Raw genomic sequence first — 26,012 nt, forward strand, 5'->3', positions numbered from 1 at the left:
ATTTCACATATATTTTTAAAGGGGCATATACGAATGGATACACAACAACTTTATTTTTTAAATGACATTGGAAAACAAAAACCAGAAAGTATTCGCAATAAAAGCACTGCTTGTCCTTTTTGCGATAGAGAAAATCTCACTGATATTTTAGAAACTGAAGACTCCATTATTTGGTTGAAAAATAAATTTCCAACATTAAAAGATACCTTTCAAACTGTTCTAATAGAAACCGGGAATTGTCATGATCATATTGCAACCTACACACCTGAACATATGCAAAAACTACTGCGTTTTTCTATAAAGTATTGGTTAGCTTTAGAAAAGAGCAACGAATTTACTTCTGTTATTTTATATAAAAATCACGGTCCATTTTCAGGCGGAAGTTTGCATCATGCACATATGCAAATTATCGGAATGAAATATGTAAACTACCTAGAAAACATAGCACCTGAAAACTTTCAAGGCGTAACCGTAAAAAAAGATGAACAAATTGAACTTAATATTTCTACACGGCCAATTATCGGTTTTACCGAATTTAACATTGTCATTGAAGACATAAAAACCATCGACACCATGGCACATTATATTCAGAAAACTGTGCGTTACATACTAACGGACTTTCATAAAGGTTGTAGCAGCTATAATTTATTCTTCTATCACCTTGATGAAAAAATTATTTGTAAAGTTGTTCCTCGTTTTGTTGTTTCACCATTATATGTCGGGTATAAAATCCCTCAAGTTTCTACAAAGTTGGAAGATGTGAAACAGCAGCTGGCAAATTATTTTACAGTTTCATTATAAGAGGTGAAACCAAATGAATTATATCGTTAGAAAAGCAGCTTTACATGACATACAACCATTAATTAATTTACGCGTTACCTTACTCAAAGAGGTTGATGAATTACATTCACAAGAAGAAGAAAACGGCCTAAAACGAATATGGCTTCATCCTTCCAAAGATGGTGAGTTACTATATAAAAAGATGGGATTTACTTATAAAGAAAATAAAATGGAACTTTTTTATAAAAAAATAGAGTAGGTGCTTAGCATCTACTCTTTCATTGTTCCTTTATTTCGATAGTACACGTTCTCTAGCCCAACGTTATACTTCATATTTTGATCTGTCCACTCAGGTCCTAAATTACCTGGCCATCCAGACGTATTTGCTATATATTTTAGTAACGCTAAATCTGTTAAACCTTTTTGCACACCTCTTTTATACCCTTTCATTAAATGAGGCATCGCAATTTGGGCATTTGTCCGCGGGTCCTTCAATTGCTCGTCCGTTAAGTGATCAGGAGCAAGTCCCCCACCTCGGTGTAACTGAAACAATCCAAAAGAAGTGCCATTGTCTCCAACACTTCGTGGGTTCAAACGACTTTCATGCTCGGCAATTGTAAGAGGTATCCATTCTGGAAGATTTACTTTCTTTGCTTCTTCAGTAATAATTTGTTTCATCTGTTTTGCTTCCTCTGAGTCAACATAACTTGTTTGATTCGTCAATCTTTCCATTCCTTCAGACTCTCCTTGGAAATACAAATACATTCCAAGAACAACTAAAAATCCTACAAAGAATTTTTTCACTACCTCTACCTCTTTCTCTGCTGAAATTTGTCCCCTTTCAGCCCTTCCTTACAATTACCTGCAATCTATCACTCTGTTACTCTTAAATGATATCAAACGAAGCTCTATCTTAACATCGTGCTTTAGACTGATTTTCTGAAAATCAATAGTAAAATATTATAAAAAATGTAACATAATCCGCTTCAGATTAAGGGTAATAAAAAACAAGAAGGAATCTCCTTCTTGTTTTTTCATCTATATTATTTAACAATTAAATTTGTAATTATGTCAAAAAGTCCAACACATACGACAGCAACAGTAAAGTAGCTACAGAAATCTTTTATTGGAAACTTAACTACTTCTTTTTTTTGCATCCCATTCTTCTCCCTTCTGATTACCTTCCCTAACTTTTTATCTTTTTTTATTATGCAGAAAATATGACAAATAAGCTATCGAATTAACTTACGAAAACCTTACAATATTGTAAGGTTTAAAAAAATAGCCTCATCTCATAAAGAGATAATGGCTACGCAATAGTTGGTTTTAAAACATTCATCACTATTTCAGACAGAAAGTTGTATGTTCAAACTTCCTACTTGTATTGTAATAGAATTCGCAAATGACAACTATCGAATTACCTTACATGTACCTTACAATGTTGTCATGAACAATATCACTTTTAACAAATTAGATGCAATCGAACTTGCTAGCAGTGCGGCTATTCTTACGGATTTCAATTCTGCTGCTACAGTTATCCTCGTATAAACTTATGTCCGCTTTCTTGTTATACAGTTAAAATCCCCTAAATTCCATACTCTCTGCATTGTTAAAACTTATTTTATATAGTAAACGTATATTTAAATACTAACACCGAAAAATTTCTTCTTTAAATGATTTATATGTAATAAAAAACACTGTAACATACTCAGTATGTTACAGTGTTTTACAATATTTTATCTTGTCACCAATAGCTTACTTCTCGCCTGCACAGGAATATTTTGAGCCTCAATCTCTACCAATGATTCACCGTAACGTCCTTTTGCGGTAATTTTCAATGACTCATTTCGTTTTAACATGTGCTTCACTGTTTTCTTTATCGTCTGTGCCCTACCTTTTTCATCATATGCAACAAACTCATATTCATACCATTCATCACCAATATGTTGACCGACATCATTCACAATCGTGTAATATTCTTTCGTTTTATAAAATGGATTATATTTATCAATTACTGGCCCAAACTTTGTTGGTAGCAATAATATAATGGCAGCTACCATCGTAATTCCAGTAATAATTACTCTCTTTTTTACTCTTCCCCACTCCAAGATAGACTCCTCCTCCACACAATATGTGTAGTTTTCTATACACTTATTTTAAAGAGAAGGACTCAATTCCGCCATTGAATCCCATTACATTTCCCTTACATTTTTGTAAGAATTTGAATGAGATTTTATATCATTTTTAACAATTTGTGAATTCTCCAAAACTGTGATAAACATCACACCCTCCACTTTCCAAAGATTCTATAATACGAGTATACAAGTTTGTTAAACATTTCACATTTAAGAGGGGAAATAAATATGAAAAAGCGTTTAGTTATGATCGGGAATGGTATGGCTGGTATACGCTGCATTGAAGAAATTTTAAAACTAGATCCAGCACTTTATGATATTACTATTTTTGGTGATGAACCTCATCCAAACTATAACCGCATTATGCTATCTCACGTCTTACAAGGAAAAACAAATATCCAGAATATCATTATGAATGAATACAGTTGGTACGAGGAAAATGATATTACGCTTTATACAAATGAAAAGGTAATAAATATTGATCGGGAAGAACAAGTCATCGTTACAGAAAAGAACCGTATTGTCATATATGACAAGCTCATTATCGCAACAGGGTCCAGCGCTTTTATCTTACCTGTTGAAGGCTCACAACTTCCAGGTGTAACAGGCTTTCGTACAATTGAAGATACACAATTTATGCTGGATGTTGCTAAGCAATATAAAAAGGCTGTCGTCATTGGCGGGGGATTACTCGGTTTAGAAGCCGCACGGGGGCTTATTGACTTAGGAATGGATGTTCACGTTGTTCATTTAATCCCTTACTTAATGGAGCAACAACTCGATGCCAAAGCCGCTTCATTACTGCGTGAAGACTTAGAATCACAAGGTATGAAGTTTCTTATGGAAAAGAAAACAGTGAAAATTCTTGGTACTGACCGTGTTGAAGGTATCCAATTTGAAGATGGGGATGTTGTACCATGCGATTTAATTGTAATGGCTGTTGGGATACGTCCAAATACACATTTAGCAAAAGATGCTGGTTTAATTGTAAACCGTGGCATAGTTACAAATGACTATATGCAAACAGATGATGAATCAGTCTATGCGGTTGGTGAATGTGCAGAGCATGACGGTATTGCCTATGGTCTTGTTGCTCCATTATATGAACAAGGGACCGTACTGGCAAAGCATATAACGAATTCACAAACAGATGGATATGCAGGTAGCATCGTCGGTACACAACTTAAAGTGGCAGGATGCGATTTATTCTCTGCTGGACAAATTTATGAAGATGATGGAACAAAAGCAATCTCAATCTTTAATGAATGTACGCGTTCCTATAAAAAAGTATTAATTCGTGACAATAAAGTCGTTGGCGTTGTTTTATATGGAGATACGGCTGACGGTACACGTCTCTTTAGTATGTTAAAAAAGGAAGAAGATATACAAGAATACACACCAGCTTCTCTTCTTCATAGAGCTGGTGAAGAAAGTGGCCTTGACGTTGCCAGTATGAGTGCTGACGACACTGTTTGTGGATGTAATGGTGTTACAAAAGGAGCAATTGTTCATGCCATTTTAGAACAAGATTTAACAACTTTTGAAGAAGTAAAAGGATGTACAAAAGCTGCTGGTTCATGCGGAAAATGTCGTCCTATTGTCGAACAAATTTTATCCCATACACTTGGTGATAGCTTTGATGCATCTGCTCAAAATGTAGGTATGTGCGGATGTACAACTTTATCCCGTGACGAAGTTGTCACAGCAATTCATGAGAAAGGTTTAAAATCGCCAAAAGAAGTACGAAACGTCCTTGGTTTCGCACATGAAGACGGCTGCTCCAAATGCCGCCCTGCATTAAATTACTATTTACGTATGGCACGTCCAGAAGAATATGCAGATGATAAATCATCCCGCTTCGTTAATGAAAGAATGAACGGTAATATTCAGCATGATGGCACATTTTCCGTTATTCCTCGCATGTACGGCGGTGTTACTACTGCAGATGATTTAATGAAAATTGCTGAAGTTGCGAAAAAATACGATGTGCCGCTCGTTAAAATAACAGGTGCAAGTCGAATCGGCTTATATGGTGTTAAGAAAGAGGATTTACCAAAGGTTTGGGCTGACCTCGATATGACTTCTGGTTATGCCTATTCGAAATCCCTTCGCAATGTAAAATCATGCGTCGGCTCTCGTTTCTGCCGCTTCGGTACAAAAGATTCATTAGGCCTTGGTATGTTACTTGAACAATCGTTAGAAATGGTAGATACACCGCACAAAATGAAAATGGGTGTAACCGGTTGCCCACGTAACTGTGCGGAAGCATTAACGAAAGACTTCGGTGTCGTTTGTGTTGAAAATGGATTCCAACTTTATATTGGTGGTAACGGTGGTACAGAAGTTCGTGAAGCTGATCTTGTAATGATTGTCCCTACAGAAGAAGATGTACTTCGCATCGCTACAGCTTATGTACAATATTACCGCGAAACCGGTATTTACGGTGAACGAACAGCCCCTTGGGTAGAACGAATGGGATTAGATCATATAAAAGAAATGCTGCAAGATGAAAACATGGTCACTACGCTAAATGAACGTTTCCAGAAAGCCCGTAACACATATGAAGAAGCTTGGGGACAAGCGCTAGAAACTAAATCATTAAAAGCCATGTATGAAGTAGAAACTGTAAAATAAGGAGTGATCTACATGTTGCAAACAAAAGAAAAAATAAAAATAATGCATGCAGAAGACCTTCCTGTGCAAATCGGTAAGGAAGTGCGAATTAAGGATATATCCATCGCCTTATTTCGTCTTTCAAATGGTGATATTCACGCTGTAGAAAATCGGTGTCCTCATAAAAATGGACCTTTAGCTGAAGGGATTGTTTCTGGAGAATTCGTCTTCTGTCCATTGCATGACTGGAAAATTTCATTAATAACAGGTGAAGTTCAAAAGCCTGATGATGGTTGTATTCAAACATATGAAGTAGAAGTTATTGATGGTGATATTTATATATACATGTAGCTTGTACAAGGAAGCCCCTTTTGGGTTTCCTTTCAAGTAAAAATAGATGAGGTGTAGGGATGAACGGATACGTATATTTAGTTGGCGCTGGGCCTGGTGATGAAGGACTGATTACAAAAAAAGCAATAGATTGCTTAAAGAAAGCTGATGTTGTTTTATATGATCGCTTATTGAATCAAAATTTACTTCGCTATACGAAGCCAACATGTGAACTCGTTTACTGCGGGAAAATGCCAACGAATCATATTATGCGACAAGAAATGATTAACGCTCATTTAGTTCAGTTTGCAAAAGAAGGTAAAACAGTCGTCCGCTTAAAAGGCGGAGATCCATCTATTTTCGGCCGCGTTGGTGAAGAAGCAGCCGCTTTAGCAACAGAAAACATTTTATACGAGATTGTTCCAGGGATTACATCTAGTATTGCCGCTAGTGCGTATGCCGGCATCCCTCTTACCCATCGTAATTACAGTAATAGTGTAACTTTGTTAACCGGTCATACAAAAGGCGCAATTAGCGACCAAGTAAATTACAGCGCCCTCTTAAACAGCGATACAATTGCTTTTTACATGGGCGTTAAAAACTTGCCGGTAATTTGCGAAAATTTATTACAAACAGGAAGAAAAAAAGATACACCAGTAGCAGTTATTGAATGGGGTACAACTGGAAAACAACGAGTTGTTACAGGTACACTCTCCACAATCGTGGATGATGTAAAAAAAGAACAAATTTCAAATCCATCGATGACAATTGTTGGTGAAGTGGTGTCCTTACGAAAACAAATTGCTTGGAAAGAACACAAGCCACTACATGGAAAAAAAGTTTTATTTGCCTCTGCAACAAACAAAACAAGTATACTAGCGCAAAAGTTACAAGCAGCTGGCGCAGAAATACATCAAATACCAACTTTCAAAAAGCAAGAATATATGCTAACAGCTGAACAACTCTCTGAAGTATTTGAAGCTAATCGCCTTGTTTTCTGCTCAGCTGAAAGTGTAGCACTCTTATTCCAATCCTGTGCGCAGCATCAAAAAGATATTCGCTCCTTAAAAGCAACATTGCAGTATATGAATGCCGCTACACAGAAGGCACTTATGCAGTATGGGCTTTTAAGCTTACCTGCAACACTTTCCAACGAAACAACCGTTTATTTAGGTCGAAATATTAACCGCATTGCCATCATTCAGGAAAAAATAGGTGCTGGCTCTTATATCATGACACACGAATATAAAATTGATCATCGTTTTGATGAAGTTCATTCACGTACACTGACTGAATTCGCATGGGATAGCATTGTATTTGAAGGACGTGCTGCAATCGATACGTTTATCACAGAAGTAAACCGCCTTGGTTTCACAGATATTCTGAATTTACCATTCTCCTATATCGATGAACCAACTTTACAATATGCCAATAAAGTTGGACTTCATCACATTGATTATCAATTACAAACTATCATCAATGAGAAAAGGGTGATTACACAATGAAAGGCATCGTTTATATTGGACACGGTAGCAGATTACAAGAAGGCAATAAACAGTTCATTCACTTTGTTCAGTCTGTTATAAACGAGCGAAGTGAAAATATCCAAAAAATTGGATTTCTCGAACTAACAACACCGACTGTTCAAGATGCGATTGTAGAAGCAATCACTGAAGGTGCAACTGAGATTTTAATTGTCCCTGTTTTATTATTTGCAGCGGCCCATTATAAACGTGATGTTCCTTTTGAAATTGAGAAAATAAAAAAGCACTATCCACACATTACATTTTCAGTTATACCACCTTTTAGTACACATCCGCTTATGATCGAACTTGTCATAAAACGAATACGTGAAGCTATGCCAATGCCAAATAGTGAAATCTTACTTGTTGGCCGTGGTAGCAGTGATTCTCAGCCTATACATGAATTAAGACAAATTGGGGCAGCTGCCCAGCAAAGACTCTGCTTGCCGGTTTCCTGCTCCTTTTTAACAAAAGGAACACCTTCTTTTACTGATGAACTCAATGAAAAGTCATCACACGCAAGGCATGTATATGTCATGCCTTATCTTCTCTTCACTGGGTTATTACTTCAGAAAATAAATCGGCATACAAAAAAATATGCTAACGTTACAACTTGTAATTGTCTTCAATTTGATTCCTACATGAAATCTGCTTTATTAGAGCGAATGGAGGAATATGTACATGTATAACATTTATCCAATTATGTGTAATCTCCAGGGCAAAACGGTTGTGATCATCGGTGGTGGAAAAATTGCATATCGAAAGGCAGCTGGTTTAAAGAATACAGGAGCTCGTGTCACGATTGTGAGCCCGTATATTTGTGAAGAAATGGAGAATCTCACCTATATTACATGGAAGGAAAAAATGTTTACAGAAGAAGATATTAAAGATGCTCATCTCATCTATGCTGCTACAAATCATCATGATGTAAATATGATGGTCAAACAAGCTGTACATGATTTTCAATGGGTTAATATCGTAAGTGATGGCACAGAGTCATCCTTTCATACACCTGCAATCATTCGAAATGACGAATATGTTATAAGCATATCAACTTCTGGTAAAAATCCATCCTTTGCAAAACGAATAAAAGAAAAACTAATGAAGATCCTTCCCAAAATTATAAAATAAAAAAAGATGAACGAATCCCCTCGTTCATCTTTTTAGCTTGCTTTAAAACCACCGCCAAGTACATCTCGTACATCGTGAATAACAACAAATGCATCTTCATCTACATTACTGATTACTTGTTTTAATTTTACAAGCTCTTGCTTATTAATTACGACATATAGTACTTCTTTATTTTTTCCAGTATAACCACCGCGGCCTTCTAAAACAGTAACACCCCGTGTCATATGTTTCGTAATCGTTTCACGAATTAAATCTGGTTGACTAGATATAATCGTAACTGCTGTTTTCGTATTAATTCCTTCTACAATGAAGTCGATTACTTTTGCTCCAATAAATACTGCAACGAGCGTATACATTGCTTTTTCTTGCCCAATAATGAATACCGACCCTACAATTACAACAATATCAATAATAAGAACACCTTTTCCAACGCTCCATCCTAAATATTGATTCGCTAACTGAGCTAAAATTGCTGATCCTCCAGACGTACCTCCCGCTCGGAACATACAGCCTAATCCAATACCGACAAACACTCCAGCAAATAAAGCTGCTAATAACGTATCCGCCTATTAGTAGCAACAAATATCCCCTGTTGATATGAGAAGAAAAAGTTATCCTTCTCATATACCCCTATCACAAGAGACAAGATTTGTTCATCAGGCTCTACATACTTTTTCACATTCAATAATAGTTCATTCATTAATACTCCTCCAAATTCTATTCACTGTCGTAACACTTGAAAAGAATCCATAGATTACTACATAACCGGTATAATTCAGTTATAAAGTATGAAACGCGTTTCCAGTCAAAAAAATCCGCTATGTAATGACACATAACGGACACACCTGCTAGCTTTGCAATATCTCTAATATTTGTCATGCGCTCACCTCTTTCTGTAACGGACGAATTTCATAATCCCTTATCAAATTTTTATATCCTTACATAGATGTTCAGTTTCCTTACAAAAGTGTAATCCTCCTGTAAGCTAATTCGATAGTGACTTCTCTCCATATTTCGTACAATTAGGTCAGAAAGTAACAACAACCATTCGAAAAGGAGCGGATACGCATGATGAACAATATAGAAATAAATAAACTCGTAAATACAATGAGCATGGTGTTATCCGCTCTTGTCGATGCAAAATCAGTTGCTCATTCATTAAATAAGTAAGGAGAGAGTATGATGAACAATATTACTTTTAACAAATTAGATTTTATCGGATTAGCTAGCGGCTCAGCTCTTCTTACAGCTTTCATTTATGCTGCTACGCTTCTATAAATTTGTGTCCCCTTCCCCTTTATATAAACAGTAATAGAAAAGACGACCGTCTATGCCCGGTCGTCTTTTCCTATTTTTTATTTTGTTGTAATGTCTCTGTTAATTCTTCAAACATTGTATTTAATTGATCCGTCATCATTTTCATAGCTGTTTTTCGATCCACTGTCTCTCCCGCTTCAACTTGAATCGGATTACCAAAAATTAATTTTGCTCTTTTTCCCTTAATTAATTCTTTTACACTTGATGGCCCAACATAAGCTGCCGGTACTAAAGGAACATTAGAACGCATTGCAATCGTAACAGCTCCTGCTTTTAAAGAAACATCCTCTGTCGATCTCGTTCCACTTGGAAAAATCCCTACTACTTTCCCATCTTTTAATAAACGGGATGGAATTTTCAATGTACTTGGCCCTGGATTTGCGCGATCTACCGGAAAAGCATTTACATTCTTAAAGAACCAATTTGTAAATTTACTTTCAAACAGTTCCTTTTTGGCCATATAATGGATTTCCGTTGGGTACATCCCAGCTGCCAGCATTAAAACATCCATAAAACTCGTATGCGTACAAGCAATAACATACGGCCCACCTTCCGGTAATTTTTCTTTTCCTTGAACCTCCACTTTTCCAAGCGTTTTAAATATATATTTCAACAAAAATGTAATTAGCTTATACATTCGTTTCGTTCCTTTCTCAATATCCAAAGTTTTATTATATCCTTACAACAATTATAACACTAAGTTTTAGTAGTTGGTAATAAAATTAAGTGACAATTTTCAAAAATTAATTCTTACAAAGGTGTAATCTTGCTGTAAGCTAATTCGATAGTTACTCCTGGCCGTATTTCATATAATTAAGACAGAAACAAGGGCAACAACAATTCGGAAAGGGGCGGATACGCATGATGAACAAAATGAAAACAAATAAATTTGTAAATACAATGAGTATGGTGTTATCCGCTCTTGTCGATGCAAAAGCAGTTGCTACTACATTAAACAAATAAGGAGAGATAACTATGAACAACATTACTTTTAACAAATTAGACTTTATCGGACTTGCAAGCGGTGCAGCTCTTCTTACAGCATTTATTTACGCACTTGCTCAAGGTCTTGTCCTATAAACTTGTTTCCCCTAACCCCTTTATATAGAGAAAAAGCTGCTCGTCCATAGACAAGCAGCTTTTTCAATTTGTTTCATATATAATTTGACCTGTTTTACTTATATCGTACCCACCAATTGCTCGTAGCTCATTTTGAAATTCTGTCGATTGCAGTATTTCTTTTACTGCTTCAATAAGTTGTTCATTTTCTTTATTTTTTAAGATTACTAAGTCATATTGTTCTTTCATAAGTGGAATAAAATCTACATTCACAATTTGTGCTACCTTTTCTGTTCCTATGCCGACATCAGCTTTCCTATTAGCAATTTGAGAGGCAACACCAAGATGATTAGACTCTTCCCAATTATATCCTCGAATATTTGCTTTATCTACATTTTGAATTCTCACCTGTTCATCTACTAGTACACGAATTCCCGATCCTTTTTCACGATTCACAAATTGAATCGATGAACGACTCAAGTCAGCCCACTTTTGTATTCCTTTTGGATTTCCTTCTTGGACATAAAACCCAACATTTCTCGCTAATAAGTTCATCACAATACATGGCTGTCCAACTAAAATTCGTTTTACATATGGAATGTTATATTCTCCTGTATCTCCATCAAACAAATGTAAACTAACGATACTTCCTTCTCCTTGAGACATTTTAATTAAACTCATTAAACTCCCCTGATAAGCCCGGAGCATACTAGAGCCTGTTAAAAATCTTTCAAGATGTTTCGCTAGCATATCTAATGTTAACTCTTGTCCACTAATTACACAGGAAGATTCTCTATTCTTCTCCTCTAGTTTCATAGACGCAGTTTGTACTTTCCCTGTTTTCATTTGCTGAATATATTGTTCTAAGTCCACTGCATCGATACGCATTTGTCTACCAACTCTGTAGGAAGGTAGTTCACCCTTTTTAATTAAATCATACACTGTTAACTTTGAGACTTTTAATCGATTTGCTACTTCTTCCGTTGTGTAGGAATGATGATCCATAGACGATTCCTCACTTTCTCTTTTCATTGTAACAAAGAAAGAAAATTTCTCCTATTTTTTCAAAAAGTGATTTATTTCACACTATATTTAGTTATATCTATTTATAATTAAATATAATTAGTTATAATTAATATAGTGAAAAGAAAGGGGATTATATTTATGAACAGATTTACATTACGGTACATTGGGGTATTCATGCTTTCTTTCCTTCTTATATTTAGCTCGGCTTGCACAAGTGGAGAAAAAAAAGAAAAAACGACTGCTAAAGAAGAAAAGACAGTTGAACTTACGATATCTGCAGCTGCAAGTTTACAAGATGCTTTCAAAGAAATTGAAAAACAATATAAACAGAAAGAACCAAACATAAAGCTTTCCTTTAACTTTGGTGGTTCTGGTGCACTTCAGCAGCAAATTGAACAAGGGGCTCCTGCTGATATATTCTTCTCTGCAGCAGAAGATAAATTTCAAACACTTGTAAAAAAAGGATTTATTAATGAAAAAGAGGGGAAAAATCTTCTTGGAAATGAACTTGTTTTAGTCGTTCCAAAGGAAAGTCCCATTAAAACATTTCAAGAGTTAAAAGAAGAAAAAGTGAAGAAACTAGCAATTGGTACACCTGAATCTGTACCAGCCGGAAAATATGCAAAGGCTTCACTTACGCATGAAAATCTATGGAATGACCTCCAAAATAAAATTGTATTTACAAAAGACGTCCGTCAAGTGTTAACATATGTAGAAACAGGAAATGTAGATGCTGGAATTGTATACAAAACAGATGCTCTCATTTCAGACAAAGTAAAAATTGCAAATGCAGCACCAACTAATTCTCATGAACCTATCCACTATCCAGCAGGGGTTATAAAAGAATCCAAGCATAAGAAAGAGGCGACTTCATTCTATGAATATTTACAGTCAAAAGAGGCACAATCTATCTTTAAAAAATATGGATTTACAATTCTATCTTAACTACCATGGCATTTGATACACTTTGGCCGCCTATTTTTCTTTCCTTACGAGTAGCTGCACTCGCCACCATTATTGTTATGATTTTCGGCACAATTATTGGACGAGTATTAGCTCGCTCCTCGTGGCGCTATAAAGTGTTATTAGAAACCATTTTTCTATTACCGATGGTGCTCCCGCCAACTGTTATTGGGTTCTTTCTCATTATTATTTTTGGGAATAACAGCCCAGTTGGTAAGTGGATTGAATCATTATTTCAACACTCTATTATGTTTACATCATGGGCGGCTGTCATCGCTTCAACAATCGTTTCATTCCCACTTATGTATCAATCGGCCAAGACAGGTTTTTCTATTGCAAACGAGCAAATTGAAGACGGTGCCCGTGATCTTGGGGCCAGTGAATACCAAGTCTTCTTACATGTCACATTGCCGCTTGCATTCCCCGCACTACTTAGCGGAATGATCTTAAGCTTTGTACGTGCACTTGGTGAATTTGGAGCAACTCTTATGTTTGCCGGAAACATTCCAGGAAAAACACAAACGATTCCTACAGCCATTTATATGGCAATTGATGCAAGTAACATGCAGCTTGCTTGGACACTAGTTATCATAACTGTTGGTATGTCCCTCATTTTCTTACTATGCATTCAACTAATTAATAAAAAAATTACTTCTTTAAAGTAGCTTTCGACAAAAAGCTGCTTTTTTATTTCCCGAAAAATAAATTATTTTGTAGAATGAAATACTTTATTTTCACCTTACAAATTTGTAATCTTACTGTAAGCTAATTCGATAGTTACTATTACCTGTATTTCATATAATTAAGTCATAAAGTAAAGCAGATGGGAATTAGATTGTCCCCCCCTCTTCCCATTAGTTAAAAAAGCTAAGTAACTTTATTTCCCCCCCTTAAAAAAGACCTCTAATTGAGGTCTTTTTTTATTTTGATAAAATAAAAATTCGACCAAATTTTACTGATTTTTGAGATAAGGTCTTACTGTTCTTAAATAGCGAGTCAAATAACAGAATTTTAATTTTTATAGAAATATACATTCTGTTTGAATTTACTTTCTAAAATAGGTACTTTCCTGTTATTATATTTAGGTATTTGAAAAAAATGAAGAAATGAAACCGCATTTATATCGTAAATTCTTCATCATGTTTTAATGATCGGTAATCTTCCACTTTCTAAGTGGGAAATTACCGATCGTTAAAACGAAATTATATTGATATAGAAAAGTGAAGGGAGTCTTGTAATGGACATTTTATTAGCGCTTCTTCCTGCAATTGCATGGGGAAATGTCTTATTAGTAAGCGTAAAAATGGGCGGCGGTGCATATAGTCAAACGTTAGGTATGACAATCGGTGCTTTATTCTTCGCAACAATTATGTATGTATTTACTCAACCGGCTTTAACTATGACAATCTTAATCGTCGGTTTTATTTCAGGTTTATTCTGGGCTTTAGGACAGGCAAACCAATTAAAAACTGTTGAAAAACTAGGTGTTTCAACAACTGTAACAATTTCAACTGGGATGCAACTTGTTACGACTTCTATCTTTGGCGTTATCGCTTTCCATGAGTGGACTACTACTACGACGATTATTATGGGAACGATTGCAATCCTTTTAATTGTAGTCGGTGTTGTCTTCACTTCACTAGATGATAAAGAAAATACTCAGCCTCCAGGACAATTGAAGAAAGGGCTTTTCACTTTAATTGTTTCTACTTTCGGCTACCTTGTATATGTAATTATTATTCGTTGGTACAATATCGATGGTTGGTCTGCTATTTTACCACAAGCAGTCGGTATGTTCGTTGGTGCTGTTGTACTGACATCTAAACATAAACCATTTAACAAATATGCAATTCGTAATGCTTTATCTGGTCTACTTTGGGGAACAGGTAACTTATTCTTACTTCTTTCTTTACCAAAGGTTGGAGTGGCAACAAGTTTCCCACTATCCCAAACTGGAATCGTTATCTCAACATTTGGTGCGATCGTCTTTTTAGGTGAAAAGAAAACGAAACGTCAAATGGTATTTATTGCACTAGGTAGTATATTAATTATCGGTGGTGCTGTTTTACTTGGTATGACAAAATCGTAATCACACACCCCCTGAAGCATGTATGCTTCAGGGGGTTTTCTATTCACTAATCCTATTTCCCTCTACACTATCTATTCTTTAAACTTTAATGCCATTCTTACCAAACTCATCAATAACTATACTACTATAAAAGTTAATATGGCGTATATTAACCTCTATAACATATTTGTATAAGTCTTTTCTTTTTACAAAGATCTCTTAAAGATGTTATCGTTTTTTATACCATATTCTAGGCAGAAAGGAATAAAGGATATATGCCCAAGAAACATAGAATTTTATTTATTGGTGCTGGCCGTATGGCAGAAGCAATCTTTGCCGGACTTCTCAAAACAAGTAACGAACATATAGAAGAAATTATTGTATCCAATCGAAGTAACATAGAGAAGCTTGAGCAACTAGAGAAAAAATATGACATCTCAATTACAAATGATTGGAAGCAATACATTAAAAATGTGGATACCATTGTTTTAGCAATGCCACCAGCTGCACATGAACAATTATTGGCGGAGTTATCGCCTTTTCTAACTCATCAATTTATCGTGACAGTTGCTGCCGGAATTGGTCCATCTTATTTAGAAGAAAAACTTCCCCAAGGTACACCCGTTGCCTGGATTATGCCAAATACAGCTGCAACAATTGGAAAGTCTATTTCTCTATATACAATGGGGCATTTTGTAAATGAAGAGCAGCAAGAAACTTTACAACTACTCTTAAAGGGAATTGGCACAGCGCAGTTTTGCACAGAAGAAGAAGTTCATCAGCTTACCGCTGTAACTGGAAGTGCACCTGCCTTTCTTTATCACTTTGCTGAAGGCTTAATTGAAGCAACGAAAAGCTATGGAATCGATGAAGCAACAGCAAAACATCTTGTCATTCAAATGATTGCTGGCTCTGCTGCTATGCTCGAGCAAGAACAAAATCCCGCTATACTTCGAGAACAAGTGACAACACCAGGTGGTTCAACTGCCGAAGGTTTAAAAGTTCTATATGAGAATAATTTTTCGAAGGTTATTTATCAAGCAATTGAAGCAACAAATAAAAAAGCTAGGGGGAATTAAGATGACATTAACATGCTTACAAGATTGCACAACATTACATAACGGTGTAAAAATGCCTTGGTTTGGCTTAGGTGTTTTTAAAGTTGAAGATGGTACAGAAGTAATAGATTCTGTAAAAGCAGCCATTAAAAACGGATACCGTAGCATCGATACAGCTGCAGTATACAAAAATGAAGAAGGTGTTGGAGAAGCAATTCGTGAATGCGGAGTTCCTCGTGAAGAATTATTTATCACATCAAAAGTATGGAATAGCGATCAAGGTTATGAGTCAACATTACAAGCGTTCGAAACAACATTACAAAAATTAGGATTGAAATACTTAGATTTATACTTAGTGCATTGGCCTGTAAAAGGAAAATATACTGAAACATGGAAAGCATTAGAGCAACTCTATAAAGATGGACGCGTTCGTGCGATTGGTGTGAGTAATTTCCATATCCATCATCTACAAGATGTATTAGAAATTGCCGAAATTAAGCCTATGATTAACCAAGTTGAGTACCATCCACGCTTAACACAAGAAGAACTTCATACTTTTTGTAAAGAACATAGCATTCAACTTGAAGCTTGGTCACCATTAATGCAAGGTCAACTACTTGAACACCCAGCATTACAGGAAATTGCTACAAAATATAACAAATCCACAGCACAAATCATTTTGCGCTGGGATCTGCAAAACGAAGTTGTAACTATTCCTAAGTCAATTAAAGAACACCGTATTATTGAAAATGCAAACATCTTTGATTTTAACTTAAGTGCTGAAGACATGAAAGCAATTCAAGCATTAAATGAAGATCACCGCGTTGGTCCAGACCCTGATAATTTTGATTTTTAAAAAGAAAGAACACTGTGTAATTGCACAGTGTTCTTTCTACGTCAACAAAAAAACTGAATGTTACAACTATATTGCGTTTGATTGACAGTTCTTTTATCAAGGTGTAAGATTTTGAATAATCAAAGAAACAAAAAAATTAATATAAATTACTATGTTTACTCATTGTATCAAGAGAGGTGGAGGGACTGGCCCTTTGAAACCTCGGCAACAGGTTCACTTTGAATACTGTGCCACTTCCTGCAAGCATTATGCTTGAAAGATAGAATGAGGGACTTCGTTTATATACAGGTACATGCCTTGTAAACAAAAATCCCTCTTTCTCGATAAGAAAAGAGGGATTTTTTCTTTCCCTCAAAGTTGTTCATTAACTATTTTTTTAATACCCAAACAATTTAGGGAGGAATTTCACATGAAAAAGAAATTTGTACCTGCTGTCGCATCTGTTTTAGGAGCAAGTATTTTATTAACAGGATGCGGTAGCTATAAAGACGATGTAAGCGGAGCAAAAGCAAAAGATAAAGCACCTGATAAACAAGTATTGAACTTAGCTGCTGGTACAGAAATCCGCACAATGGATACTGCACGCGCTACAGATACTGACTCTGGCCAAGTAATGAGAAACGTATTTGAAGGTCTATATAACCTTGGTGAAGGAAACAAACCTGTGCCTGGTGTTGCAAAGTCTCATGAAGTGAGTCCCGATAAAACAAAATATACATTCCATTTACGTGATTCCAAATGGAAAAGATTTTCGTGAGGAGAATGGCAATTTAACGAAAGAAAATACAAAAGATGCTCAAAAATTCTGGAAGCAAGCAAAACAAGAATTAGGTTCTGATAAAATTTCAATTGAATTATTAACAAGCGATAATGACCTTCCGAAAAAAACTGGTGAATATTTAAAAGAACAACTAGAGAAAAATCTAGAAGGCTTAACAATTAACTTGAAGCCTCAACCACGTAAACAACAAGTCACATTATTGCTACAAGGAAATTATGATATTGCTGTTGATGGCTGGAGCCCCGATTTTGCTGACCCAATTACATTCTTAGAATTATTTACAACTGATAACTCATACAACTTAGATCACTATTCTAATAAAGAATTTGATGATTTGATCCAAAAAGTAAAAACTGACTTAGCTGGTGATGAAAAAGCACGCTGGGAAGCTTTAAAACAGGCAGAAAAAATCTTATTTAAAGATGCTGTTATCTCTCCTCTCTATCAAAATGGAACAACATACTTAGAACGTTCTTATGTAAAAGGAATAGTTGAAGTTGATTTTGCAGGACCACTTAACTTCAAATGGGCAAAGGTTGAGAATTAATCTCGCCTTATAGAAGTTAATTTTAACGAAAGCTTCGATTACAAGAGAAAAAGGGCATCCTCCAATAATCTGTACCCTTTGTAAAGGACATTTTTAAAAAAAGTTATGCAACATCAAAAAGATGATTTCTGTATTCAACAGGAGTCATCTTTTTTAAATTCCATTGATATCTATAATGATTGTAATACGTCATGTAGTTCTTAATTTCATTTTTTAATTGTGCAAAAGACTCACAAGGTTTTATATATGCTTCATCTTTAAAATGACCAAAAAATGATTCTTGTGGGGCGTTATCCCAACAGTTTCCTCTTCTTGACATGGATTGTCCTAATCTATATTTCTTGACCAACTTTTGATAAATAGGACTTGTATAGTGAGAGCCTTGATCAGAATGAATAAATGCTCCTTCGGCTAACTTTACCTTTCTATTCTTCTTTAGCTTTACAAGTGTATCTATGGCTAAATCTAACGTAATTCGACTAGAAACGTGGTAAGCCAAAATTTCATTGGTTGATCCATCCTTAATAGTCGATAAATACGCTTTCTTTCCTTTTCCGTAAAATAAATAAGTGATATCGGTAAGTAATACTTTTCCCGGGATGTTTTGTTTGAATTCTCGCTTTAATAAGTTTGGGACCACTCTATGTTCTTGCGTCGCTTTCATCATTTTTTTATAAGGATTCGCTTTCCGAATCTGGCAAACAATCTTGTATTTTTTCATAATTCTTCGTATACGCTTCAAATTGTAAACAATATGAAATTGCCCCTCCAATGTCATTTTTATTTGACGGGCTCCTTTTTGACGTCCTTTAAAATGAAAAGCTTTTAATATGATTCTCTTCACTTTCTCGTCTTTTTTATCCATTTGTTTTCGTTGTTCTCTAGCTTTCAAAGAGAAATAGTTATAATATCCAGAACGTGAAACGCCAGCTATCTTACATAAGTGACTCACCATATTTCTTAGGTTATATTTTACGATAACAGAACGAATCAAGATATATTTTTTACTAGGTAGTAACGTTATTTCCTTTTCATCCTCCCTTCCATAAGTTTGATCTTTTTTAACAGCTCATTTTCAGCTTTTAGTAAGTTCCGTTCAGCTTCTAAACGCGCATACTTTTCCTCTAAAGTAAGTTCTCTCTCTAAAGATCTCCCTAGGTTTTCTTTACGTGTATCACGTAATCCTAATACACCATTTTTTCTATAAGCGGCACACCATCTATCTCTTGACGACGTAACACGCTTCATTCCGATCATATCTATATCAAAACCATATTTTTCAAAAATGTCTCGTGGTAACTTTCCTTTTCTATTTTCTTCAATAAATATGCGCTTAAAGTCGTCTGTATAAGTAATTCCTTTCTCACTCATAGATTTTACGTATGGATTCTTTGATAGCGTTTGAACCTCTTTTTCTGTAAATAGCTTTTTCGTCATTGTGAAATTTCTCCGATTCTAATTTTTCTCCTATTATACAAGAAATACCCTATAGAATAGACTTTTTTTAAGTGTCTATTCTATAGGGTACATTTTACAAAAGGATGCCCTTTTTCTTTATGCTTCTTTTACTAAATGTCTCTTTCCCTTTAATACAGATAATATCCCTACAGCGATTAAAGCTAAAATTTGTGTAATAACAATTATAAATAATAGAGAGATAATATTTTCTTTTAAATTTCCACCACCAAATATTATTGTATAATAACCATTTGCAGTGTACGTTGCGGGAAATAATTTATTTCGAGCACATACATAATTACATGAAATTGGGAAAAACTTGTATGGAAGGAACGATACACTAAGGAGGAATATATTATGAGAATTTTACTTTCAGTTTTATTAGCACTTATGCTAGTACCTGCGCTAACAGGTTGTACTGCACCAAAAAAGGAAACTCCAACTTCTGATAAGAAAACAACGGACGAAGCTAAAAATGAAGCACCTCAAGACTTAAAACTTAACTTTAACGAATTTCACTTAAATGCAGACTACCAAGATACGAAAAAAGATTATGAAGCGGAGTACAAAAATAAAGGTGCAGACAAAAAGATGGAAGGAAAGATTGAGGATCATAAGACAGATGTAAAACTAACGAGTGACAAAGCTATTGCCAAACTAAGTCCACTTCTACAAAAGTTAACATTTGATAAAAATACACCTGATCAAGAAGTAATTGATCAAGCGGTAGACGTATTCCAACTTGATAAAGACTACCAAAAATTCGACTTAGAAGTTGTGTTCTCAGATGGAACGAAGAAAGAGTATAAGAAGGAAGTAAAATAAAGAAGTAGGCAAATGCCTACTTCTTTATTTTTTGCTTACTTTTTCGCATGTCGTAAGCTTGGCTCAGAACCAATCATATATTCTAAACCAGATACAGATAATTTTTGCAAATAAGAATCTGTCGGGAACATAATCGGAATTAAAGGATATTCTGTAAACATAGTATCTTCTTCTTTCATACCTTCTTCTAACAACGCTTTTGCAGCAGTTAGATTATATTTGAAATAATTCCTTTTTTTGTTTTACACTAAGGTAAAGGACAAATAAAATCCTCTCTATGTAGAAAGGAGAGCTACGATGGATCCATTACTTATGGCAGTTATAGGATTACCATTAACAATCGTAATATTAGTTATCATAGGCTTCTATAAATTGTTTATAAAAAAGAAAAATATAACTTCCTTTTATACTCCATTCGATAACATTACTGGGCAAACAATTTCAGAATTTCATGAAGGGCAAAAAGTCTTAGTAGCTGAAGATGAAGATGGGGACGGGAAAAAGAAAAAATAACCTTGCGCATTGCAAGGTTATTTTTGTGCTTCTTTTTGAAAGCGTTTATAGTACGTTGAAGCTGTTGAAAAATGAACTTCTATATCACGAATTAACGCCGAATCTTCATCTTTCGCTAATTTCTCTAACTTTTTCATTGCTTGTTCTGTCTCATTTAAGAAGCCAACATATAGCTCATGTTCTTGCTCTTTTGACTTCGGTACACGAATTTCTTTGCGTATATGATCGATATCCGTTAACATACTCGTGGTTACTTTTTGTACATCTTCTTTAAACTTAGGATATACTAGTGCCTTCCCCCCTTTTTCCTTCGCTTCTTCCCATAATTTTACCGCTTCATTTAACTCTTTGTTCATTTTCTCATCATACTTATTATGCACATCACGATATACTCTCATATCTTCTTTCTGCTCTGCCGATTGTTCTACTTTTTCTTTCGGTTCTTTTGTATCCTTATTTCCATTACACCCTGCTAAAAGAAGCATTCCTCCAAGCAAGACAATACTCCACACTTTCTTCATCTCTTACTCTCCTTTTGTCTACATCTACTACTTATCTCCACTTGCTATTATAACGAGAACCATTCAAACTTTACACTTATGACCGTACTTTTATACACATATCACCATTTTTGTCACAGTATCGTCACTTTATACGCCCAGAATCTTCACAGCTCTTCTTCTGCACCTTACAAAACTGTAAGCACACATCTGGAACATAGCATGCTAGACTTACATATGAATAAAACATTCCTACCTAAGGTTGCATTATCCATTTATTTAGAAAAAAGGAGACCAACAATATATATGTACAACAAAATGATGTTTATGGAAGAAGAACTTTCCGTTCTTATTCGTAAAAGATCACTCCATATCAAAAATACAGAAAGTCTTCGCCGCGTATTAAAGAAGAAAACCGCCCCACTTAGACTTGCCCGTTACTTAAAACAAGTGCATACAGACAAATACAACACCGCCCTAAACATATCTGATGAATCACTAACAATTGAAATCATCGGGCATGTCTATATCGGAAACTTTGCAGATATTTTAAAAGCTATTCCTCGTATACCAAAAATTGCTCCGATAATCGTAGAAAGAGCTTATAGAATTACGGACCATACAGATATTATTGACTGCGGTGAAAAAGAGGTTGATTCAAATCGATGGGTTTGGGATAAATTAGCTATTTTATACGATGTAATCATGAATAATATGTATGAGCTGCTCCAAAAAAATAACAAAAAGAGCTAATTCAAAATATACTTTGAATTAGCTCTTTTTTAGTATTCTTATGCCTCTATATCCTGCTTTTCCCGAAGTACAAACTGTCTTTCACTGCGCTTTGCCATAAAGATGTAACATAAAACCGCTCCCACTTCACATAGGGCAATCACAATTCCCATAGGAAGTGCTGTGTTACTACCTCCAATCCCAACTAAAGGCGCAACAAGTGCTCCAGAAATGAACTGTAGTAGACCAAGTAAAGCTGATGCTGTTCCTGCAGCTTGTTTTTGATTTCTCATTGCTAGTGAAAAACCTGTTGTCGATACAACCCCAACACTTGATACAACAAGAAATAACGAACATAAAACACCAATCAACCCTGCTCCTAGTACAATCATAAGAAGTAAAGAAAGACCACCAACAGCTGCAATTCCAACGCCCATTACAAATAATGTTGTCTCATTTACTTTCCCCGCTAAACGTCCAGTAATTTGGCTAGCAATAATAATCCCAATACCATTAATCGCAAAGAATAAACTAAATGCTTGCGGTGATGCCCCGTATATATTTTGCAACACAAACGGAGAGCCCGAAATATAAGCAAACATCGCTGCTGACACTAAGCCCTGCGACAAAGCATACCCCATAAATAAGCGATCTTTCAGCAAATTCCCATATGTCGCTAATGTTCCTGCTAAACCACCTGTTTCTCTCTCCTCAAGAGGCAATGTCTCACGCAATACAAAAATAGCGGATACTAACATAAATACACTTATCACTCCAAGAACGATAAAGACCCCGCGCCATGATGTAAACTGTAACAATTGTCCCCCAATAATTGGAGCCAAAATAGGCGCTGCTCCGTTTACTAACATAAGCAGTGAGAAAAACTTTGTCATCTCCGAACCTGAGTACATATCACGTACCATAGCACGTGATATAACAATACCTGCTGAGCCTGAAGCCCCTTGTAAGAAACGTAAAAGAACTAAACTCCAAATAGATGGTGCAACGGCACACAATAAAGAAGATGCAACATAGATAATAAGAGCAATAATAAGCGGTTTGCGCCGTCCATAAATATCACTAATTGAACCAACAAATAATTGTCCAACCGAAAGCCCTAGTAAGCAAGCTGTTAAAGTAAGCTGAGCAAGAGAAGCATTCGTTTGTAAATCATCCGTTAATTTTGGTAACGAGGGCAAGTACATATCAATGGACAATGGCCCAATTGCTGTGAGTGTTCCTAATACAAGAATCATCCATAACCTGTTTACTCTTACAGGTTTATATACATCGTGATTACTTTCATTCACTTACATCATTCACCCTTTCCATTATAAAATCCGAATCGTAACAATTATAGTTACACCTCTAAAGATACGTCAAGTATATCGTACTTTCCTTTGTAACGAAATGAAAAAATCCTCAACTGAATACTCACATTCGACGGAGACGGATCTTCTCTATCTATGATATGTAACTTCATTCAGATTCCCAATACTAGATTTAGAAGCCCTTCATCATATTATAGTATCTCAGATGAACTCCACCTCAATATTTTTAATACATGATTTAATAACCCTGCTCCAAAGGCTAATGATTTCAATACTTCGATTTCTTCCACTAGGACAGTAATAAGTACATAACAGTTACTTTCAATATCAAAATTGGTTATTATACTAGCAAATTCGTCCTTTCTTCGGATAGTTTGATAGTATCATTTTTCCAAGAAAACGAATTTTTTTATGCATCTATTTTTGAATATGTATGAATTTTACAACACCCTCAAAATAAAAAGTTGACTGTATAGGTCAACTTTTTTTAGTTCTATGCTCGTCACTCAATCACTGTTCCTTTTCACTTCTATTTACATTCCACTTTACTAACAATTATATGAAACTACTCATATAAAATTATTTTAACAGTAATTTATTAGACTTTTATGATACTTGTTTGTTTTTTCCTCTTCCCTTGTTACAATAGTACTTTGGTTAATATGAAACTAACAAACTACTAAAAGGAGTATTATTAAAAAATGTTTAAAAAAACTGCATCAATTATCTTAGCATCAAGCATACTTTTTATTCCTATAAAAGGGATGGCTGAAACTGTATCAACTTACAATACAGCAATTAAAACAAATGAAACTGTAAAAAAAGGATGGTTACAAAACAATAATAATTGGTATTTCTTAAATTCAAGCGGAGTCATGCAAACAGGATGGCTTTTTGATAGCGGGGCTTGGTATTATTTAAACACTAGTGGCGCCATGAAAACAGGGTGGCTTTTTGATAACGGAGCTTGGTATTACCTAAACTCTAATGGCGCTATGAAAACAGGGTGGCTTTTTGATAACGGAGCTTGGTATTACCTAAACTCTAATGGCGCTATGAAAACAGGGTGGCTTTTTGATAACGGAGCTTGGTATTACTTAAACTCTAATGGCGCCATGAAAACAGGGTGGCTTTTTGATAACGGAGCTTGGTATTACCTAAACTCTAATGGCGCTATGAAAACAGGGTGGCTCTTTAATAATGGAGCTTGGTATTATCTAAACTCTAATGGTACCATGAAAACAGGATGGCTTCTCGACGGTAACCAGTGGTACTACATAAATTCAAATGGGACGATGAAAACGGGTTGGCTACAAGAAGGGAGTACATGGTACTATTTACAGCTAAATGGTGTTATGCAAACTGGATTCGCTTCTATTGACGGAACAACGTATTATTTCAATAACAGCGGTACTTGGATTCCTGAAAATAATATTACTGCTACGTCATATATAAACCTTGATTTAACATATGCTTCAAATGTTACTGGTAAAGAAATTGATGCTGACATTAAAAAGTACCAACCAGATAGCCCATTAATTGGACATGGAAACGACTTTGTTGCAGCTCAAGCTCAGTATGGTGTTAACGCACTTTCTTTAGCGGCACATGCTATTTTAGAATCCGGATATGGTAAATCTGAAATCGCATATCGCAAACATAATCTATTTGGTTTGCGCGCTTATGATCAGGATCCGTTTAAATATGCAAAATATTTACCAACTTTCGGTGATAGCATTTCCTATAATGCCAATTATGTAAGAGATAAATATTTAGAGGAAAATGGATCATATTACTATGGCCCAACATTGCAAGGTATGAATGTTATGTATTCAACAGATCAAGAATGGTCTACCAAAATCGCAAAAATTATGGAGCGTATTAAACCCTTCCAAAAGCAAGATTATTTATATGCAAAAAAATTACCTAAAAACCCAAATACCTTAAATGTTGACGCACTCTCAAGTAATATCCCATATAAAACATATCCACAGGGAACGAAAGCAACTGCTAAACTAGCTGCCTTCTATTACGTTGTACCCTATTCATTTGATGGAGTAATTAAAAGTCAGTCCGTTACAGAAAACAACCAAGGTACATTAGCATTAGGCACATCAGTATTCGTTCATCGCGAAGATCCCAACGGATGGGTCGAATTCTCATTTACAATAAACGGAAATAAATACTGGATATTGAAAACTAAATTAAACATGTAAACAGCACAGCCCTTTTAGACGAAAACTAAAAGGGCTGTATTTATAAAAGCTAAGAGTACATTTAAAGAGGCCAGATTTTTGATATAGTACCTGCAATAGATATATTTCCTAGTACGAAAATTATTGGTTGTTATGCTCTCACCGAGATATTCCTTTTGGCTAGTAGAGTGGAAAATGTATTTTTTAGGAACCAAAAAGAGGAAATATAAGGTGCTCGTTTTGGTTTTGATGCGAAAAATGTTAATTTTAA

The 26,012-nt window shown here is 35.3% G+C and carries 27 protein-coding genes, 4 pseudogenes and 1 riboswitch; of the genes and pseudogenes, 20 read left to right on the top strand and 11 right to left on the bottom strand.

Features of this window, described 5'->3' with window-relative positions:
- Positions 1 to 33: 33 nt before the first annotated feature.
- Positions 34 to 801 carry a DUF4931 domain-containing protein gene (locus tag MHH45_RS15355; protein ID WP_088094335.1) on the top strand — a complete coding sequence of 256 codons (768 nt, stop codon included), beginning with the start codon at positions 34 to 36 and terminating at the stop codon, positions 799 to 801.
- Positions 802 to 814: 13 nt separating this feature from the next.
- Positions 815 to 1,039 (top strand): hypothetical protein, encoded by a 225-nt coding sequence (locus MHH45_RS15360; RefSeq protein ID WP_016117002.1) that lies wholly within the window; start codon positions 815 to 817, stop codon positions 1,037 to 1,039.
- An 11-nt stretch (positions 1,040 to 1,050) separates the two neighbouring features.
- Here MHH45_RS15360 and MHH45_RS15365 read toward each other — a convergent pair whose 3' ends face one another.
- Positions 1,051 to 1,584: a transglycosylase SLT domain-containing protein gene (locus MHH45_RS15365; RefSeq protein ID WP_006093133.1), complete on the bottom strand. Its 534-nt coding sequence runs from the start codon at positions 1,582 to 1,584 to the stop codon at positions 1,051 to 1,053.
- 558 nt (positions 1,585 to 2,142) lie between these two features.
- On the opposite strand from MHH45_RS15365, the gene MHH45_RS15370 reads away from it, so the two are divergent.
- The gene (locus tag MHH45_RS15370) at positions 2,143 to 2,328 is read left to right on the top strand and encodes a hypothetical protein (protein WP_139350072.1); all 186 of its coding nucleotides are present in this window, start codon (positions 2,143 to 2,145) and stop codon (positions 2,326 to 2,328) included.
- Positions 2,329 to 2,516: 188 nt separating this feature from the next.
- On the opposite strand, the gene MHH45_RS15375 is transcribed toward MHH45_RS15370, so the two are convergent.
- Entirely contained in the window at positions 2,517 to 2,888 is a 372-nt protein-coding gene (locus tag MHH45_RS15375) for a YxeA family protein (RefSeq protein WP_016117000.1), read from the bottom strand.
- A gap of 255 nt (positions 2,889 to 3,143) precedes the next feature.
- Between MHH45_RS15375 and nirB the strand changes: the two genes are divergently transcribed.
- From nirB to MHH45_RS15400, 5 genes are read left to right on the top strand one after another with little or no spacing between them, the layout of a single operon-like run.
- Positions 3,144 to 5,549, top strand: coding sequence for a nitrite reductase large subunit NirB (gene nirB / locus MHH45_RS15380; protein ID WP_088094334.1), 2,406 nt, complete (start codon positions 3,144 to 3,146; stop codon positions 5,547 to 5,549).
- Positions 5,550 to 5,561: 12 nt separating this feature from the next.
- The gene (gene nirD / locus MHH45_RS15385; protein WP_016116998.1) at positions 5,562 to 5,879 is read left to right on the top strand and encodes a nitrite reductase small subunit NirD; all 318 of its coding nucleotides are present in this window, start codon (positions 5,562 to 5,564) and stop codon (positions 5,877 to 5,879) included.
- Positions 5,880 to 5,938: 59 nt separating this feature from the next.
- On the top strand, positions 5,939 to 7,363 hold the full coding sequence (locus MHH45_RS15390; RefSeq protein ID WP_016116997.1) for a uroporphyrin-III C-methyltransferase: 1,425 nt from the start codon (positions 5,939 to 5,941) through the stop codon (positions 7,361 to 7,363).
- Positions 7,360 to 8,070 (top strand): sirohydrochlorin chelatase, encoded by a 711-nt coding sequence (locus MHH45_RS15395; protein WP_016116996.1) that lies wholly within the window; start codon positions 7,360 to 7,362, stop codon positions 8,068 to 8,070. Before MHH45_RS15390 ends, MHH45_RS15395 begins: the two co-directional genes overlap by 4 nt.
- The gene (locus tag MHH45_RS15400; protein WP_088094333.1) at positions 8,063 to 8,512 is read left to right on the top strand and encodes a precorrin-2 dehydrogenase; all 450 of its coding nucleotides are present in this window, start codon (positions 8,063 to 8,065) and stop codon (positions 8,510 to 8,512) included. The genes MHH45_RS15395 and MHH45_RS15400 overlap by 8 nt, the downstream gene beginning before the upstream one ends.
- Positions 8,513 to 8,544: 32 nt before the next feature.
- Here MHH45_RS15400 and MHH45_RS15405 read toward each other — a convergent pair.
- The 3 genes and pseudogenes from MHH45_RS15405 to MHH45_RS15415 form a co-directional block, all read right to left on the bottom strand.
- A pseudogene (locus tag MHH45_RS15405) lies at positions 8,545 to 9,078 on the bottom strand (YitT family protein); the annotation flags it as partial.
- Positions 9,066 to 9,212 (bottom strand): annotated as a pseudogene (locus MHH45_RS15410) (PH domain-containing protein); the annotation flags it as partial. The pseudogenes MHH45_RS15410 and MHH45_RS15405, both read right to left, overlap by 13 nt.
- Positions 9,213 to 9,229: 17 nt before the next feature.
- Positions 9,230 to 9,391 carry a hypothetical protein gene (locus MHH45_RS15415; RefSeq protein WP_016116992.1) on the bottom strand — a complete coding sequence of 54 codons (162 nt, stop codon included), beginning with the start codon at positions 9,389 to 9,391 and terminating at the stop codon, positions 9,230 to 9,232.
- Between the two features lie 303 nt (positions 9,392 to 9,694).
- On the opposite strand from MHH45_RS15415, the gene MHH45_RS15420 reads away from it, so the two are divergent.
- Positions 9,695 to 9,790 (top strand): DUF3948 family protein, encoded by a 96-nt coding sequence (locus MHH45_RS15420; protein WP_018767156.1) that lies wholly within the window; start codon positions 9,695 to 9,697, stop codon positions 9,788 to 9,790.
- Positions 9,791 to 9,860: 70 nt separating this feature from the next.
- Here the strand turns inward: MHH45_RS15420 and MHH45_RS15425 are convergent, their stop codons facing one another.
- Complete coding sequence (locus MHH45_RS15425) at positions 9,861 to 10,466, bottom strand: lysophospholipid acyltransferase family protein (RefSeq protein WP_033671679.1); 606 nt, start codon at positions 10,464 to 10,466, stop codon at positions 9,861 to 9,863.
- A 338-nt stretch (positions 10,467 to 10,804) separates the two neighbouring features.
- Here MHH45_RS15425 and MHH45_RS15430 point away from each other — a divergent pair, with 338 nt between their 5' ends.
- Positions 10,805 to 10,909, top strand: coding sequence for a DUF3948 family protein (locus MHH45_RS15430; protein WP_016116987.1), 105 nt, complete (start codon positions 10,805 to 10,807; stop codon positions 10,907 to 10,909).
- Positions 10,910 to 10,972: 63 nt separating this feature from the next.
- On the opposite strand, the gene MHH45_RS15435 is transcribed toward MHH45_RS15430, so the two are convergent.
- Complete coding sequence (locus tag MHH45_RS15435) at positions 10,973 to 11,920, bottom strand: substrate-binding domain-containing protein (RefSeq protein WP_033671675.1); 948 nt, start codon at positions 11,918 to 11,920, stop codon at positions 10,973 to 10,975.
- 132 nt (positions 11,921 to 12,052) lie between these two features.
- Here MHH45_RS15435 and modA point away from each other — a divergent pair, with 132 nt between their 5' ends.
- From modA to MHH45_RS15465, 6 genes and pseudogenes are all read left to right on the top strand, one after another.
- Positions 12,053 to 12,859, top strand: a complete 807-nt coding sequence (gene modA, locus MHH45_RS15440; protein WP_016116985.1) for a molybdate ABC transporter substrate-binding protein — start codon at positions 12,053 to 12,055, stop codon at positions 12,857 to 12,859.
- A 5-nt stretch (positions 12,860 to 12,864) separates the two neighbouring features.
- Positions 12,865 to 13,542, top strand: coding sequence for a molybdate ABC transporter permease subunit (gene modB / locus MHH45_RS15445; RefSeq protein WP_016116984.1), 678 nt, complete (start codon positions 12,865 to 12,867; stop codon positions 13,540 to 13,542).
- A gap of 572 nt (positions 13,543 to 14,114) precedes the next feature.
- Positions 14,115 to 14,966 carry a GRP family sugar transporter gene (locus MHH45_RS15450; protein WP_016116983.1) on the top strand — a complete coding sequence of 284 codons (852 nt, stop codon included), beginning with the start codon at positions 14,115 to 14,117 and terminating at the stop codon, positions 14,964 to 14,966.
- A gap of 254 nt (positions 14,967 to 15,220) precedes the next feature.
- Positions 15,221 to 16,024 carry a pyrroline-5-carboxylate reductase gene (gene proC, locus MHH45_RS15455; protein WP_016132206.1) on the top strand — a complete coding sequence of 268 codons (804 nt, stop codon included), beginning with the start codon at positions 15,221 to 15,223 and terminating at the stop codon, positions 16,022 to 16,024.
- 1 nt (position 16,025) lies between these two features.
- Complete coding sequence (locus MHH45_RS15460; RefSeq protein ID WP_016116981.1) at positions 16,026 to 16,859, top strand: aldo/keto reductase; 834 nt, start codon at positions 16,026 to 16,028, stop codon at positions 16,857 to 16,859.
- Between the two features lie 161 nt (positions 16,860 to 17,020).
- Positions 17,021 to 17,125: riboswitch (SAM riboswitch) on the top strand.
- Between the two features lie 143 nt (positions 17,126 to 17,268).
- Positions 17,269 to 18,187: pseudogene (locus MHH45_RS15465) on the top strand (ABC transporter substrate-binding protein).
- A 103-nt stretch (positions 18,188 to 18,290) separates the two neighbouring features.
- On the opposite strand, the gene MHH45_RS15470 reads toward MHH45_RS15465, so the two are convergent.
- Positions 18,291 to 19,624, bottom strand: a protein-coding gene (locus MHH45_RS15470; protein WP_340862129.1) for an IS3 family transposase whose coding sequence is annotated in 2 segments (ribosomal slippage) — positions 18,291 to 19,237 and positions 19,237 to 19,624 — 1,335 coding nt in all. Because the reading frame shifts where the segments join, the coding sequence is not laid out codon by codon here.
- Between the two features lie 378 nt (positions 19,625 to 20,002).
- Here MHH45_RS15470 and MHH45_RS15475 point away from each other — a divergent pair.
- Positions 20,003 to 20,470: a YusW family protein gene (locus MHH45_RS15475; RefSeq protein ID WP_016116978.1), complete on the top strand. Its 468-nt coding sequence runs from the start codon at positions 20,003 to 20,005 to the stop codon at positions 20,468 to 20,470.
- Positions 20,471 to 20,505: 35 nt separating this feature from the next.
- Here MHH45_RS15475 and MHH45_RS15480 read toward each other — a convergent pair.
- Positions 20,506 to 20,646: pseudogene (locus tag MHH45_RS15480) on the bottom strand (peptide-binding protein); the annotation flags it as partial.
- A gap of 121 nt (positions 20,647 to 20,767) precedes the next feature.
- Between MHH45_RS15480 and MHH45_RS15485 the strand changes: the two are divergent.
- Positions 20,768 to 20,983, top strand: a complete 216-nt coding sequence (locus tag MHH45_RS15485; RefSeq protein WP_016116977.1) for a DUF3951 domain-containing protein — start codon at positions 20,768 to 20,770, stop codon at positions 20,981 to 20,983.
- A gap of 17 nt (positions 20,984 to 21,000) precedes the next feature.
- Here the strand turns inward: MHH45_RS15485 and MHH45_RS15490 are convergent, their stop codons facing one another.
- Complete coding sequence (locus MHH45_RS15490) at positions 21,001 to 21,504, bottom strand: lipoprotein (protein ID WP_016116976.1); 504 nt, start codon at positions 21,502 to 21,504, stop codon at positions 21,001 to 21,003.
- A 285-nt stretch (positions 21,505 to 21,789) separates the two neighbouring features.
- Here MHH45_RS15490 and MHH45_RS15495 point away from each other — a divergent pair, with 285 nt between their 5' ends.
- Positions 21,790 to 22,236 carry a hypothetical protein gene (locus tag MHH45_RS15495; protein ID WP_033671668.1) on the top strand — a complete coding sequence of 149 codons (447 nt, stop codon included), beginning with the start codon at positions 21,790 to 21,792 and terminating at the stop codon, positions 22,234 to 22,236.
- 38 nt (positions 22,237 to 22,274) lie between these two features.
- On the opposite strand, the gene MHH45_RS15500 is transcribed toward MHH45_RS15495, so the two are convergent.
- Positions 22,275 to 23,471 carry a multidrug effflux MFS transporter gene (locus tag MHH45_RS15500; RefSeq protein WP_016116974.1) on the bottom strand — a complete coding sequence of 399 codons (1,197 nt, stop codon included), beginning with the start codon at positions 23,469 to 23,471 and terminating at the stop codon, positions 22,275 to 22,277.
- A 776-nt stretch (positions 23,472 to 24,247) separates the two neighbouring features.
- Here MHH45_RS15500 and MHH45_RS15505 point away from each other — a divergent pair.
- Positions 24,248 to 25,762 (top strand): glucosaminidase domain-containing protein, encoded by a 1,515-nt coding sequence (locus MHH45_RS15505; protein WP_275856588.1) that lies wholly within the window; start codon positions 24,248 to 24,250, stop codon positions 25,760 to 25,762.
- Positions 25,763 to 26,012: the final 250 nt, after the last annotated feature.

Source organism: Bacillus sp. FSL K6-0042, assembly GCF_038006685.1.
Taxonomy (GTDB): domain Bacteria; phylum Bacillota; class Bacilli; order Bacillales; family Bacillaceae_G; genus Bacillus_A; species Bacillus_A pseudomycoides.

Bases quoted from the DNA above. Each gene is read 5' to 3' on its own strand.
- MHH45_RS15450 (WP_016116983.1), top strand. From the start codon at position 14,115: ATGGACATTTTATTAGCGCTTCTTCCTGCAATTGCATGGGGAAATGTC.
- MHH45_RS15415 (WP_016116992.1), bottom strand. From the start codon at position 9,391: ATGACAAATATTAGAGATATTGCAAAGCTAGCAGGTGTGTCCGTTATG.
- MHH45_RS15435 (WP_033671675.1), bottom strand. From the start codon at position 11,920: ATGAAAAGAGAAAGTGAGGAATCGTCTATGGATCATCATTCCTACACA.
- MHH45_RS15360 (WP_016117002.1), top strand. From the start codon at position 815: ATGAATTATATCGTTAGAAAAGCAGCTTTACATGACATACAACCATTA.
- nirB (WP_088094334.1), top strand. From the start codon at position 3,144: ATGAAAAAGCGTTTAGTTATGATCGGGAATGGTATGGCTGGTATACGC.
- MHH45_RS15475 (WP_016116978.1), top strand. From the start codon at position 20,003: ATGAGAATTTTACTTTCAGTTTTATTAGCACTTATGCTAGTACCTGCG.
- MHH45_RS15370 (WP_139350072.1), top strand. From the start codon at position 2,143: ATGTTCAAACTTCCTACTTGTATTGTAATAGAATTCGCAAATGACAAC.
- modA (WP_016116985.1), top strand. From the start codon at position 12,053: ATGAACAGATTTACATTACGGTACATTGGGGTATTCATGCTTTCTTTC.
- MHH45_RS15420 (WP_018767156.1), top strand. From the start codon at position 9,695: ATGAACAATATTACTTTTAACAAATTAGATTTTATCGGATTAGCTAGC.
- MHH45_RS15505 (WP_275856588.1), top strand. From the start codon at position 24,248: ATGTTTAAAAAAACTGCATCAATTATCTTAGCATCAAGCATACTTTTT.
- MHH45_RS15395 (WP_016116996.1), top strand. From the start codon at position 7,360: ATGAAAGGCATCGTTTATATTGGACACGGTAGCAGATTACAAGAAGGC.
- proC (WP_016132206.1), top strand. From the start codon at position 15,221: ATGCCCAAGAAACATAGAATTTTATTTATTGGTGCTGGCCGTATGGCA.
- MHH45_RS15430 (WP_016116987.1), top strand. From the start codon at position 10,805: ATGAACAACATTACTTTTAACAAATTAGACTTTATCGGACTTGCAAGC.
- MHH45_RS15390 (WP_016116997.1), top strand. From the start codon at position 5,939: ATGAACGGATACGTATATTTAGTTGGCGCTGGGCCTGGTGATGAAGGA.
- MHH45_RS15460 (WP_016116981.1), top strand. From the start codon at position 16,026: ATGACATTAACATGCTTACAAGATTGCACAACATTACATAACGGTGTA.
- MHH45_RS15400 (WP_088094333.1), top strand. From the start codon at position 8,063: ATGTATAACATTTATCCAATTATGTGTAATCTCCAGGGCAAAACGGTT.
- MHH45_RS15500 (WP_016116974.1), bottom strand. From the start codon at position 23,471: ATGATTCTTGTATTAGGAACACTCACAGCAATTGGGCCATTGTCCATT.
- MHH45_RS15425 (WP_033671679.1), bottom strand. From the start codon at position 10,466: ATGTATAAGCTAATTACATTTTTGTTGAAATATATATTTAAAACGCTT.
- MHH45_RS15490 (WP_016116976.1), bottom strand. From the start codon at position 21,504: ATGAAGAAAGTGTGGAGTATTGTCTTGCTTGGAGGAATGCTTCTTTTA.
- MHH45_RS15355 (WP_088094335.1), top strand. From the start codon at position 34: ATGGATACACAACAACTTTATTTTTTAAATGACATTGGAAAACAAAAA.
- MHH45_RS15495 (WP_033671668.1), top strand. From the start codon at position 21,790: ATGTACAACAAAATGATGTTTATGGAAGAAGAACTTTCCGTTCTTATT.
- nirD (WP_016116998.1), top strand. From the start codon at position 5,562: ATGTTGCAAACAAAAGAAAAAATAAAAATAATGCATGCAGAAGACCTT.
- modB (WP_016116984.1), top strand. From the start codon at position 12,865: ATGGCATTTGATACACTTTGGCCGCCTATTTTTCTTTCCTTACGAGTA.
- MHH45_RS15485 (WP_016116977.1), top strand. From the start codon at position 20,768: ATGGATCCATTACTTATGGCAGTTATAGGATTACCATTAACAATCGTA.